Below are 13,415 nucleotides of genomic sequence, written 5' to 3' on the forward strand. Positions count from 1 at the left end.
ACAGAGACACAGAGGACACAAAGATCGATCAGTCCTATGTAAGTTAAGCTGATCACACAAAGAATAGGAGAGCCATGAGCAGCTGTTGATGTAAGCTAAGACGCATTTAAACCGCTTATTCTTAGATTAGTTGAACTTCCCCCAATCCCTTTACTATTGCCTCTTGTCTCGTCTCAACAAGCAATTTATCCTAAATCCGTTGAGTAACCCACAGAAAAAGGGTTTCTCGGAGAAACCCTTTTTCTACTCATGATAATTCTCTCAATCCTTTTATAGTACACATATAGTACATTTGCTCAAAAAAATCGAAAAAGGGTAAAAAGGGAAAAAAGAGAAAAAGGGTTACAAAGTCCTCCCAGCACCGCACACCACCCGAAAACCGTCGTTGTGGCTGTTGTTGACGCGGCGGTAGTAGATGACGCGGTAAGCAGAACGGCAGTTATTCGGATTGCCGTACCAAGAACCGCCCCGCAGAGCTTTATCTGCCTGATTTTGCTGTTTTTTGCTCTTTTTTATCTCCTCATAGTTTTCGCGCCAATCATCTTGACACCACTCCCAGACATTTCCGTGCATATCATATAAACCAAAGTCGTTGGCGTAGAATTGCCCAACAGGGGTGGTTTTTCCGAGATTGTTATCATAGTTGGCTAAATCTGGGGTAAGAATTTCCCCAAAGTGATAGGGGGGGTAGGTTTCTCCTTTGTCGAGATTTAAGGGTTTGGTTTGCGCTCGACAAGCGTACTCCCACTCAGCTTCCGTTGGTAGCCTATATTTTCTTTTACTTAATTTAGATAGCCTTTGGCAAAATTCTACGGCATCTAACCAAGATACCCTTTCAACGGGGTTTGTGCTGCCTTTAAAATGCGATGGCTCTGGTTTTAAATCTTGCTCTACTTTTAAATCTTCTCTTTGGGCAATATATAACCATTGAGCTTGGGTAATAGGATAAATACCCATCAAGAAGTTTTTCAGGGTGACGTTGTGTTGCGGCTTTTCACTTGTATTACCACTTTCTTGTTCTGAAGAACCCATTGTAAAGGTTCCCGATGGTATTTTGACTAATTCTATTTCTAGGTCATCGGTGAGTTTTTCTCTATAGATTAAAAGACGTTTTTGGGTCTTTTGGATGATTATTGTAGGCATAAGTAGGGTTTGCTGAATAAATATGAAATATAGACGAGGTAAGGGTTTTAGTGTCCTGTATCGGCCCGCGTCCTGTAGGGGCGAAGCATTCGGGCATAACCTATCGGTGAAACCGTAGATTTTCTATCCGAATGCTTCGCCCGTACTTTTTCAGCAAGCTCTAAGTAAGTGATTATAATTAAATGAAAAATTGATTGTAGGGTTGATTCATGAATCAACCCTACCTTGATAAGGGGGGTTTGATCCCCCCTGCCCCCCTTGATAAGGGGGGTTTGATCCCCCCTGCCCCCCTTGATAAGGGGGGTTTGATCCCCCCTGCCCCCCTTGATAAGGGGCTTGATAATGGGGGTTTTGATCCCCCCTGCCCCCCTTGATAAGGGGGGTTTGATCCCCCCTGCCCCCCTTGATAAAGGGGGTTTGATCCCCCCTGCCCCTAGGTTTGATTGTAGGGTTGATTCATGAATCAACCCTACCTTGATAAGGGGAAAACCTAAAACCCGTCTTCAATTTAATTATAACCAGCTACTGATCAGCCAACCTCATATAGTACATTTGTTTAAAAAAATCGAAAAGGAGAAAAAGGGTAAAAAGGAAAAAAAGAGAAAAAGGGTTACAAAGTCCTCCCAGCACCGCACACCACCCGAAAACCGAAGGACTTGATGAAGTAGTCGCGGCGGACGTCGTCGTAGCGGTAAGCAGAACGGCAGTTATCTGGATGGTTGTACCAAGAACCGCCCCGCAGAGCTTTATTTGCCTGATTTTGCTGTTTTTTGCTCTTTTCTAGCCGAGGACTACCATCATTAGGTGCGCCTTGATAATTTTCCCGGAAGTCATCCTGACACCACTCCCAGACATTGCCGTGCATATCATACAAACCAAAACCATTGGGGGGAAATTGCCCAACGGGGGTGGTTCTCGCACGATATTCTCCTGCTGGTTCCCTAGCAAAGCGTTGCGTACCATTGTAGTTAGCTAAATTTGAGGTGAGGGTTGCTCCGAAGTGGAAGGGAGTGGTGGTTCCAGCACGACAAGCATACTCCCATTCCGCCTCACTGGGCAGCCGATACTGTTTCTTGGTCATTTTAGAGAGCCTTTGGCAAAATTCTACAGCATCTAACCAAGATACATATTCAACGGGGTTTGTGCGGCCTCCAAAATATGATGGCTCTGGGTTTAAATCTCGCTCTACTTTTAAATCTTCCCTTTGGGCAATATATAACCATTGAGCTTGGGTAATCGGAGTTTGACTTAGGTAAAAAGGGGCGATTTTTACTAAATGTCTGGGGGATTCTCGTTTGAACCAATCCCCATTGTATTTTTCCCCTAGCTGCGCTATTTCCTCCGCTTCGGTTCCCATCCAAAACTCCCCCGAAGGAATATAGAGCATTTTTAAGCTGGGGGGATTTTCTTCAAAGTAGAAGGCTCTCACGGGTTCTTTGGCGGTAATTTGTCCCGTCTCATCCACAAAAACGGTTTCAGACTTAAACAGGGTTAGGTTAAATTTCTCGGTGATGATTTCTTCTTCTGTGTTATCCAAGACTTCCCTAAACTGGACTGGCATTGTCTCGGCGGTTATTTCTTCGCTTGCCAAAAATTTAAGCTGCTCAGGGGTTAAACGAAGACGCTGATACAGTTCCCCATCTTCTACGCTGAAATCCTTAAGTCTATGCTTGAGCAGTTGAAACAATATTTCCTCTCCTCCCGTAAGCTCTTTTACCTTAGCTATGGTTACGGTTTTATATTTCCTCAGCCACTTTTCCTCAACCGGTAGGGGTGGAGGTGAGTCAACCATAGATTGCAGCTTTTGGCTAATTTCTTGGTACTTTGCTTCCCCTAGCTTTTGGAAAACCTTAGCAGACACCTTGGCAAAGGCGCGAACTAGATTAGCTGCTTCTTTGCCGAGGAGAACTTGGGGATTGGTAAGAATAAGACCAAAAAAGGTGGTGGTACTCAGGTTAAGTTTTTGGGCGATGTATTCCGAGAGGACAAAAATTACTTCTAAGGCGCGGCTATTCCCTAGTTCAGTGAGCAGAAGCTCTCTCACCTCATCATCAAATTCAAAATCTAGGCTGTTGGGGGGAGTATGAAAGTTAAATTTACCTCCTTTGTCCCACTTCACTGGTTCCCCTCCTAGATAGACTTTAAGAAAACCGCTAAGAATGACTTCTGCTATGTTTAGGGGGTTAGAGGCGCTTAAAAGTTTGCTTTGAATAAGACGGATGATGGGAAGATTTACCGGGGCTGCGGCTAATTTTTTCAGTAATTCCCAAGCTAGAGGTGAGGCGGTACTAGCGAATAGTTCTAGAGCTTGCTTCCCAGACATCTCCGGAGAAATAGTTGCGGGTATTTCTCTGTTTTGGGGGGATTTTTCTAGTAGTACCCCCGCACAGGTGGCGTTGCTGTCACCACTGACAACGAGCGCCCAAGCTTTTAAGGATGAAGGGGTTAGGGAGATGGTGGGTAGGGGAAAGTAGGTTTTTTGGATTGTTTCTCTGAGAATATGTTGATTTTCCTCTTCCTTCTCAATTTGTAGCAGCAGGGGGATAGAGGTAAATCTCCAGTTTTGTGAAGGTTTTCGGGGGGTTTGGTTGACTAGGGAGACGAACCAACCTCGACTAAGGGCGGTTCTTTCCCACATTGCTTCCGGGAAGGGAGAAAGCAGGGTGACGATTTGGTGTTTTCCCCAGTCCTGAAGAGCTTGGTTATAGCGTCCTTGATACCAGTCTGGGGAAGTACAATCACTGTAGAAGAGGATAAGTCTTTCGCCGCGAGGATGGATGAGATCTTTTGGGTGAATTGAGCAAGTATCGTTAGAGTAGGTACGGATGGCTAAATTTTGCCTGTCTTCGTCCCATCCTATGCGGTAAAGTTTGACATCCCGAAAGGCCCCGATTTGTTCTAGCCAATCGCGGATTTCCCCGGCCATTTCTTTCCAAAAGACCATGGAGGCCCATTCTTCAATCAGTAAAACTACCTCTAGGGAACGGACTTTTTTGGCTTGGTAAACGGGTATTAGAGCTAAACCGCCATCTTTCTTGCCGATGCTATACTCGGCCGATTTCTGTACGGTGCTGTTTAGGTTTATTTGTCTTTGGGTGGCTGAGTCTATCTTTTGGATGAGGGGACGCACTGCCCGCCCTAATTTTAGGGTTTCTCGCCAGAATTTGGCATCGGGGATGCTAATGGGTAGGGTATCTGCGCCTATCTTCTCAGGCTGTTTTTGTGCTTCTGTCTCGCGTATTAAGCGAACTTCATCCGATGGGGCTGCTGGCTCTTGGGTTTCGTTTTTACTCTCCTGGGGGGGGTTTTTAGCGGTCGGGGTTTCTTCCTTTTCTTCCCTAGGCTCTGTAGGGGTTTGGGGTTTTCCTTCCTCTTCTTGGGTGAGAACATACCACCATAAACTATCAGCTATCTGGTAACTGTCTAGGTCCCATCCCCTGCCCTTGACAAAGGTGATAAATTTATCAATCAGTTCTGGTGTGGGAAGGGTTTGGGTCATGTATTGCCTGTGTCGGTGAGATAGGTAAATAGTAGGTCGATAAGGGACTTTAATTCTGCACCCGTGGGTTTATCTTGGCCCATGCTCATAAAGACGGCGTTTAAAAGCTGGTCCGTTGCTAGTTGCCCTTTTTCTCGTTTTTTAACATATTCTGCGATCGCTGCTTCTATTTTTCTACTTTCTGGACTGGCCTCTTTATAATCAAAATGGCTTTTTACTATCTTTTTTAGTTCCTCTGGGGTGGGGTCGGGAATTTCTAAGAGCAGACATCTACGTTTAAAGGGTAGGGGAAAATCCCTCTCGCCGTTGCTCGTCATAATCACTATGGGGAACTGTTGGCAGCTTACCTTACCTTGGGGGATGGATTCCCATTCACCGTCATGGGTTTGTACTGGTATTGGTTGGTTTTCGGTATCTTTAGCGAGTCGGGAAAGTTCGGTGATTTCAAATTTTCCCTCTTCAAAAAGGTTTAAGAGGTCGTTGGGTAAGTCGATGTCACTTTTATCTATCTCATCGATAAGCAGTACCCGGGGATAATTTCTCGGACAGAGGGCTGTCCCCAAGGGACCCAAGCGGATATACTGCCCTATGTCTTTTTTTTCTTCTAATTGGTAATCTTGCAAACGTGCGATCGCGTCGTAGTAGTATAATCCCTCTTGTAGGGTGGTGCGGGTATTAATTGGCCAGACTAATACTTCTCCTAAGTCTAATTCGTAGGCGATTGCGTAGGCTAGGGAGGTTTTCCCTGTACCCGGTTTCCCTGTGACTAAAATAGGCCGGCGTAGGTGAATGGCTGCGTTTACGGTTTCGATGGTTTTATCGTTAACTATGAGTTGTTTTCCCCGCTCCTCGGATTTGTTGGTGGCGAAGCTTCGCCAAGGTGGGATTTCTGGCCAAGTAATCTTATCCCTTGAGCCTTTTTCATGATTGCCTTGAAAGATTTTCCATGAACTCATAGTTAGTTAACCTAGGTGCTGAGATGTTAAGTAGTGGAAGGGGGGCATCCGATTAGGGTCTTCTAAAAAGCATAATAGATGATGTCCTAGATGTTCGGGTTCATCTTCTAAATTATCTGGTGATTTTCGCCTCACCTCTTGAACTCTTGTGGACAATTGATTAATTTGAATACCCTGTAAGAGTGTATTAATTTCTGTTCTGTGAATTGCTTCCTGAGCATGACAGCGCGACCCAACGACTAAAGGTATGCCATATTTTAAGCTTCTTTTAAATAATTGCTCTAAATCCTCTTGAGTTGAAGCGCAAAGATTGCTCCATAGAGTTGTTTCTTGGCACAAATAGGACTCGCTGTTATTAACTGTTTGTGTATCTATAGAATTTGTTGTTAATCTCTCCCATCTACTTTTCCAATTTTGATAAGCTGGCATTTTACTATACATTTTTTCCAATCTCATAAGAGAACGAACATTAACAAAATATACTCTCTTAAGTTGAGTTAGGCTATCAAAGTAATTGTATTCCCAAGATTCAAAGTTAGTATATAGTAGCTTACCATCGGTGAAAAATTCAATATTTAAGTTTGCACCTCCTCTCTCATGACAATCTTCAATAATTTTTGTTAAAATGTTCGTTATATCTTTTTGAGTATAAACATCTTTGCTAACGCTACTATCTACAGGAAGAGGTATATAATTATTTCCTTGACTTTGAGATGTATTTAACTGTAGAAAACACGCAGCAAATTTATATTCAGGGGAAGTATTTGCTTGACTTTTACTCTCCTCTATTTTGATAATTAGATAGTTGTTAATATTTTCTCGATTGTCAGGTTCCGGATTAATTGCTGGTATCTCTGCTATCCAAGCATTGTAATCTGTGTCAGTAATATTTAATAGTTTCTTTAACTCCTGTATTGTTTGTTCAATGTATGAGCGATTGTAGCTATTAATTCTGCTATCTTGAGTAAGTCTAAAAAGTATTCTTAATAAATCTTTATCATCTTGAATATTTATGATTTTATCGATGATTTCTTCAAAATTAGCATTGTCATTATCTGGCAAGTACGACTTTATGATCAGATTCAGTTCTGCTTGTTGTTGTCCAGACAATTTATTTTTAAGCTCTGTAAATATATTAATTTTTGTCTTATTTTCTTTAAGTTTATCCTGTAAAAAAGTCCCATTGTCACTTATTTTTCTATTATACTCTTCAACCAATGAGATGACATTGTCCTTGTTAACTTTTTTTATATCTCTTTCTAATCCTTTCTTAAATGCCTGGGCGAGTAATGGAAAAAAAGTTTGAGATGCGTGCGTTTTCAGCGTCGCCTCGGAGTAGTCGTACTTTCTTGCTATGTGTTCATAAGTCCAACCCTGTGCGAACCCTTCGATTAAACATTTTTGAATAGATGTAATACCATTAGGCTCTATCAATTGAATCACTTTTTCCACACAGCTTAAAAACAGTTCTTTGCCTAAAGAACTTGGAATTTCTGGCTTAGGTTTTCTATCTCCCATTTGTACTTGTGGTTCTCCTTTTAAGAATACAATTCACAAAATGCTACTTTTAGCTACTTAATGATACTTTGGCAAATTGACTACTAAATGCTACAAAAACTACCTCGACAATTAAAAAGGCTAGAAATAAGCTAAAAGTGTAGTCTAATTCAGAGCTTATGTACATCTCAAACTACCAGATTAAATCACTAACCCAGAGGCTAAAAAATCTCTTGGGGTATGTACCCAAAGAAGCTTGGGTAATTAATCTCGCCATCGAGATAGAAATCTCTCCAAAGCCGTTTTTTAGTGATGGGCAATTAGTCCAGCACTACCGAGAAATCGAACAGCTGCTCAGCTAATAAAACCGCCTGAATTTGGTTATTTAACCATTTTCAGGACAGTACAACTTATTTTCTACTGTCATGATACTGAAAAAACCCACCCCAACACAAGCATCGGCTTTAAGGGATAATCCACGCCTAGGGATGCTCCAACTCAGCGATAATCGTCTCGTACAAGCTTTCTTTGACTGGCTAACAGGCTACTACCTTGCTCCCCCTCTCTGGAAAAGCACACCCTCCTTAGAATTACTCTATGGCATACTCCAGTATATAGGAGGATTAGCGATCGCTCTTAGCCACTGGCAATTAATACCCCTAGGATGGGTGCTATCCGTAGCTGGAGCGGCTCAATTGCAAGAAATAGCCCACTTTTGCGCCCATAATGCTTTTTTCCCTCAATATCCCACTTATAACCATCTTTTAGGTTGTTTACTTACCTTAATTACTGGGAAAAAGCCCTTTCCATTGTTCAAAAAAGATCACCTATTAATTCACCACCCGCCGAAAAACCTAGCTACCATGAATGACAAAGGGAATACCCCCTACCTAGTAGAAGATTTAGGTTTTGAATTTGCCCAAGAAGAGGCCTTCTATTGGCAAAATTTGGGCAAGTTATTACTCTCTCCCAAGTTTTACGGAGAAACCTTCCTTGCTCGCCTGACTAATCTCCTTAAAGCTCCCATTAACTACCAAATAGCTACCCTGATTGTGCTTTTCTTGGCCTCTGTTTGTGCGGGTTTAACCCATTCTTGTTTAATCTGCTTACTCTGGGCGGTATTTACCCAACTCGGAACCTATGCAGCCGCACTCTTGCAACAGCTACCGGAGCATAATTGGGCCTATGAAGCCGATGATAATGAGGGAGCTAAATCTCAGGTAATTGGTAAATCTTTTGCCCTATATCTGGGTGCTTATCCTCCGCGCTCAGACCACTGGTTAGAGTGGTTAAAATGGTACATAGAATTAGTAGGAGCAGTCTTTATTCGGCTGACCATCCTTCCAGTTAGCCTAGGGGCGCACTGTGTTCACCATGCTACAACAAACGATAACAACTGGGCTAATCAACTATACACCCTAAGAGCTTTTCAGACTGGCTCGGTGAAAGGATGGCAGCGTTATCGATTCCTTGAGGTTTGGGGATACCGAAACTCCTTAAACTACGTCTTTGTCGGTTTTAGTTTAAGGGGAAAAAGCTAAATTAAACTCGGTGTGCAACTATATTTTTAGTCTTGATTTACAACAAGGCTTTCAGAAATCAGCAGAGATAAAGTATCCTCTGGAACCCTGATTCTGTCGTTTTTAGTTGCACATCGCGTTAAATTAACCTAATTCTATACTCTCTCGCAAGAGTACAAGAGCGACTATCTCAACAATCTGTTATTGGCTCTCCCAGGTTTGGTGGGTAAAATGTATTCTAAGATACATTACTCCTAGCGAGGGAGTGGAGCGAACCACAAAGACACAAAGGACACAAAGATCGATCCTGTGTAAGTTAAACTTATCACACAGAACCTAGAAGAGCCTGTTATTTTTCGTGCTGTTCGTAAGCTGAGACAATTTTTTGTACTAGGGGATGACGCACCACATCGGCCCGGGATAGGTAACAAAAAGCGATCCCTTCTACTGATTTGAGGATTTTTTGAGCGGCAATTAACCCCGATTCTTGCTGTTGCGGTAAATCGGTTTGGGTGACATCTCCAGTTACTACCATGCGCGAACCGAATCCCAAGCGAGTTAAGACCATTTTTAACTGTGCTGGGGTGGTATTTTGGGCCTCATCAACGATAACAAAAGCATTAGCTAGGGTTCGTCCCCGCATATAAGCTAAGGGAGCGATTTCGATTTTACCCCGTTCCATCAGGTCGGGAATTTTGGATGCTTCGATAAATTCGTATAAAGCATCGTAGAGGGGACGCAAAAAAGGATCGACTTTTTGCTGTAAATCCCCCGGGAGAAAGCCTAATTTTTCCCCCGCTTCCACGGCCGGCCGGGTGAGGATAATCCGTTCTACTTTATCTTCTAATAAAGCTTGTACGGCTAAAACGGCGGCTAAAAAGGTTTTCCCCGTGCCAGCAGGTCCAATACAAAAGGTGATATCGTGACTTTGAATCGCTTGGATATATTGACGCTGACGGAAGGTTTTTGCCCGAATTAGCTCCCCGCGACGGGTACGGGCGAGAATATCCTGCTGTAGTTCTTTATACTCGCTAGAACGCCCCGTATCGAGGGCATGGATAGCGGTCATAATATCGGCTTCGGCGATTAACTTGGCCTCTTGCCATAAAATACTTAAGGAGCGCACAATCGCTGTGGCACGCTCCACCGGGGTTGGTTGTCCCCCAATCCGCAATTCCATGCCTCTGAGGACTAAATTCGCCCCAGTTTGCCTGGCTATCAATTTGAGGTTAGCTTCTTGATGACCCGCTAAAGCGATCGCACTTTCTGAACTGGGGAATTGAATCGTTTGCCAAGTTTCCGTCATGCTCGGGGCTAAATTATCCTTTGGCTGTTTCTACCACTTTAGCAAAAGCGACGGGATCGAGGACAGCTAATTGGGCCAACATTTTCCGATTCAGGAGGATATTAGCTTTCTTTAATTGTCCGGTTAGTTGGCTGTAACTGATGCCCTGTTGACGAGCAGCGGCGTTAATGCGGGTAATCCAAAGACGACGAAAATCGCGTTTACGTTTGCGACGGTCTCTATAGGCATTCCGCAAGGCCTTCATTACCTGTTGGTTAGCGGTACGGAATAAGCGCGAGTGGGAACCGCGAAAACCTTTGGCTAATTTGAGAACTTTTTTGCGTCGCTTGCGGGCGACATTCCCCCGTTTTACTCTAGACATGATAATCCTTTAGACGATTTTTCTGGAAAATTTACAAATAGGGCAACATTAAGCGCACTTCCTTCTCGTCGCGCTCGTGTACCAGGGTAATCTGGGACAAACGACGGCGCTTGCGTTCGGCACTCTTATGATCGAGTAGATGATTTTTGAAGGCTTTGCGACGTTTGATTTTTTTGCCGCTTCCCGTGGCCTCAAATCGTTTGGCCGCCGCCTTTCGCGTTTTTAGCTTGGGCATAAACTCCCTTTTATTAAATCGACACAATCACTAATACTATCACAAATAGAGGACTTTGGGCAAGAAGTGGACCCAAGATTCCTGCTCTTATCCCGACTTTGGCCAGGTCTGTGCTTGGGAATTAAATCAATCGGGAATTTTCCCCTTCCTTTCGATCGAATCGCTAAGATCCAGATAATGTCTCGCGTTAACACGCATCTGGAGAAGTTATGGCTAAAACCCTACTAGAACAATTACGCCAATTTACAGTGGTTGTTGCCGATACCGGCGATATCCAAGCGATCGAAGCTTTTACCCCCCAAGATACCACCACTAACCCCTCCCTGATTACGGCTGCGGCCCAAATGCCCCAATATCAGCCGATTGTCGATCAAACCCTGCAAGCGGCCAGAAAAGAATTAGGGGAGCAGGCCACCCCGGAAGATGTGGCCAAATTAGCTTTTGATCGTCTAGCGATCGGTTTTGGTCTGCAAATCCTGCAAATCGTCCCCGGCCGCGTCTCCACCGAAGTGGATGCTCGTCTTTCCTACGATACCCAAGCTACCATCGACAAGGCCCGTTATCTCATTTCCCAGTATGAACAAGCGGGTATCTCTAGAGAAAGAGTCTTAATTAAAATTGCTTCGACTTGGGAAGGGATTAAAGCGGCAGAAGTCCTCGAAAAAGAAGGAATTCACTGTAATTTAACCCTATTATTCGGTTTTCATCAGGCGATCGCCTGTGCGGAAGCGGGAGTCACCTTAATTTCTCCCTTTGTCGGTCGCATTCTCGATTGGTATAAAAAAGAAACTGGTAAAGACTACGTTGGTGCTGAAGATCCCGGAGTCCAATCCGTTACCCAGATCTATAACTACTATAAAAAGTTTGGCTATAAAACCGAAGTTATGGGGGCAAGTTTCCGCAATATCGGCGAAATTTGCGAGTTAGCTGGTTGTGATCTTTTAACCATTTCCCCGAAACTTCTCGAACAATTGCAAGAGACAGAAGCCGATTTACCCCGTAAGCTCGATCCAGACCAGGCCGCAACCCTTGATATTGTCAAAATTGCCATGGATCAAGCGACTTTTGAGAAAATGCACGCCGAAGATGCCATGGCTTCCGAAAAACTAACGGAAGGTATTCAAGGTTTTACCAAAGCTTTAGAATTATTAGAACAATTGCTGATTCAACGTTTAACCCAGTTGTAAGGTCAGTCAACCCTAGAACACGCCGCCGAAGATATTTTCCCAGTCTATGATCATGATGGGGATGGTTTCATCATCCGGGAAGAATGGGCGGGAACCGATGCGGTATTCGATGCGATCGATATTAACCATGATGGCAGAATTTCTCCCGATGAGATCGCTGTCGGTTTGGGTGCGGCCTTTCGTTTAGTGGAAGCATAGAATTAGTCGTGAGTTGAAGGAACCGGCATCATTCCCCACCCGCACTCACCCCCACCAGTGGGGAAAGTGCCGGAAGTGGGGAGCTTTTTACTGTTCACTGGTAACTGATCACTGATCACTGATTAAGCTGTCTCTTGGGCAGCGGCTAATTCTGCCAGTTTTCCCTGTTGATCCTTGGCGATACAGGATTGGATCACCTCTTCGATGGCGCCGTCTAAAATGCGATCGAGGGAAAAATTCTGATTTAAGCGATGATCGGTGAGACGATTATCCTTATAGTTATAGGTGCGAATTTTTTCCGAACGGGAACCGGTTCCCACCTGAGAGCGTCGCATGGAACTGACCGCTTCCTGTTGTTCCTGTAATTTCATATCGTACAGTTTCGCCCGGAGAATCTGCATAGCTCGTTCCCGGTTTTGCAATTGCGATCGCTCTTCGGTGCAGAAAACCCGGATTCCCGTGGGTTTATGGATTAAATCGACGGCAGTTTCCACTTTATTGACATTTTGACCGCCTGCTCCCCCAGATCTAGCCGTGGTTAACTCAATATCCTTGGGATCGATATGCACTTCCACATCGTCCACTTCTGGCATAATTGCCACGGTAGCGGTGGAAGTGTGGACGCGACCACTTGCTTCCGTCAGAGGAACCCGCTGCACCCGATGGACTCCCGCCTCAAATTTCAGCTTACTATAGACGTTATCGCCTTTAATCTCTAAAATTGCCTCTTTAAATCCCCCCATATCCGCCGGAGATTCACTCAAAAGGCTAACTTTCCATTTTTGAGTTTCGGCATATTTTGAGTACAAACGCACTAAATCCCCCGCCCAAATACTGGCCTCATCACCTCCGGTCCCGGCGCGAATTTCCAGCATGATATTCTTTTCATCGAGGGGATCCCGGGGCAGCAGCAGAATTGTTAATTGGTCTTCCAAAGTGGCGATTTTTGCCTCTAATTCTGCCACTTCTAGGGCGGCCATTTCGCGTAATTCGGGATCGCTGGCGGATTCTTTGAAGATTTGTTTCGCACCGATTAAATCCTCTTGACTTTTTTGCCAAATTTCGTAAGTGTTGACCGTTTCCTCTAGGGAAGCGCGGGATTTGGCCAGACGATGCAATTCACCCGGATTACTGGTGACATCGGGATCCGCTAGACGACGGGTTAATTCTTTGTACGTCTGTTCTACAGATTGCAGTTTGTTTAATAAATAACTTTCAGCCATGATCGATAATAAATAGGGTTAAACGGGGTTAATTTGAAGATAACCCGCAAATTCACTGGATTAGAAGCGTCTAACAGATAATAGAGACGCAATCCTTTTAATTGTCTTAATTTTCTTTGTCTGGGGTTCTTCGAGCTAGGAAAAATCCCGCTCAACTGCTGAGAGCTGAGAGTCAGTCAGTTTTGCTAATACTTAGAAATATTTTTAGGCCAGCAAGCGGCAAGGGAAGACATTTTTTTTCTTAACCAGATTATTCCTATATCTGAAGCTATCATTTTTTGGCCGTTTTG

The 13,415-nt window shown here is 44.0% G+C and carries 10 protein-coding genes and 1 pseudogene; 3 read left to right on the forward strand and 8 right to left on the reverse strand.

Annotated features, from left to right (window positions below; translation table 11 throughout):
- Nucleotides 1-342: 342 nt before the first annotated feature.
- The 4 genes from LW728_RS00810 to LW728_RS00825 all read right to left on the reverse strand — a co-directional run bounded on the left by LW728_RS00810 (nt 343) and on the right by LW728_RS00825 (nt 7,116).
- A complete protein-coding gene (locus LW728_RS00810) occupies nt 343-1,143 on the reverse strand; it encodes a formylglycine-generating enzyme family protein (RefSeq protein ID WP_287764702.1) in 801 nt (266 codons plus the stop codon).
- Between the two features lie 610 nt (nt 1,144-1,753).
- A complete protein-coding gene (locus LW728_RS00815; protein WP_287764705.1) occupies nt 1,754-4,642 on the reverse strand; it encodes a formylglycine-generating enzyme family protein in 2,889 nt (962 codons plus the stop codon).
- Nucleotides 4,639-5,598, reverse strand: a complete 960-nt coding sequence (locus LW728_RS00820; RefSeq protein ID WP_287764708.1) for an AAA family ATPase — start codon at nt 5,596-5,598, stop codon at nt 4,639-4,641. The genes LW728_RS00815 and LW728_RS00820 overlap by 4 nt, the downstream gene beginning before the upstream one ends.
- 6 nt (nt 5,599-5,604) lie before the next feature.
- On the reverse strand, nt 5,605-7,116 hold the full coding sequence (locus LW728_RS00825; protein WP_287764711.1) for a VMAP-C domain-containing protein: 1,512 nt from the start codon (nt 7,114-7,116) through the stop codon (nt 5,605-5,607).
- Nucleotides 7,117-7,274: 158 nt separating this feature from the next.
- Here LW728_RS00825 and LW728_RS00830 point away from each other — a divergent pair, with 158 nt between their 5' ends.
- Both LW728_RS00830 and LW728_RS00835 read left to right on the forward strand, forming a co-directional pair.
- Nucleotides 7,275-7,457, forward strand: a complete 183-nt coding sequence (locus LW728_RS00830; protein ID WP_287764713.1) for a hypothetical protein — start codon at nt 7,275-7,277, stop codon at nt 7,455-7,457.
- A 63-nt stretch (nt 7,458-7,520) separates the two neighbouring features.
- On the forward strand, nt 7,521-8,636 hold the full coding sequence (locus tag LW728_RS00835) for a fatty acid desaturase (protein WP_287764715.1): 1,116 nt from the start codon (nt 7,521-7,523) through the stop codon (nt 8,634-8,636).
- Nucleotides 8,637-8,964: 328 nt separating this feature from the next.
- Here LW728_RS00835 and LW728_RS00840 read toward each other — a convergent pair whose 3' ends face one another.
- From LW728_RS00840 to rpmI, 3 genes are read right to left on the reverse strand one after another with little or no spacing between them, the layout of a single operon-like run.
- Nucleotides 8,965-9,921 carry a PhoH family protein gene (locus LW728_RS00840; protein WP_004268263.1) on the reverse strand — a complete coding sequence of 319 codons (957 nt, stop codon included), beginning with the start codon at nt 9,919-9,921 and terminating at the stop codon, nt 8,965-8,967.
- A 13-nt stretch (nt 9,922-9,934) separates the two neighbouring features.
- Complete coding sequence (gene rplT, locus LW728_RS00845) at nt 9,935-10,282, reverse strand: 50S ribosomal protein L20 (protein ID WP_002739593.1); 348 nt, start codon at nt 10,280-10,282, stop codon at nt 9,935-9,937.
- A gap of 31 nt (nt 10,283-10,313) precedes the next feature.
- Nucleotides 10,314-10,517 carry a 50S ribosomal protein L35 gene (gene rpmI / locus LW728_RS00850; protein ID WP_002781071.1) on the reverse strand — a complete coding sequence of 68 codons (204 nt, stop codon included), beginning with the start codon at nt 10,515-10,517 and terminating at the stop codon, nt 10,314-10,316.
- Between the two features lie 209 nt (nt 10,518-10,726).
- Between rpmI and LW728_RS00855 the strand changes: the two are divergent.
- A pseudogene (locus tag LW728_RS00855) lies at nt 10,727-11,902 on the forward strand (transaldolase).
- Nucleotides 11,903-12,024: 122 nt separating this feature from the next.
- On the opposite strand, the gene prfA reads toward LW728_RS00855, so the two are convergent.
- Complete coding sequence (gene prfA / locus LW728_RS00860; RefSeq protein WP_287764718.1) at nt 12,025-13,125, reverse strand: peptide chain release factor 1; 1,101 nt, start codon at nt 13,123-13,125, stop codon at nt 12,025-12,027.
- Nucleotides 13,126-13,415 lie beyond the last annotated feature (290 nt).

This window comes from Microcystis sp. 49638_E5 (assembly GCF_021300285.1).
Classification (GTDB): Bacteria; Cyanobacteriota; Cyanobacteriia; order Cyanobacteriales; family Microcystaceae; genus Microcystis; species Microcystis aeruginosa_C.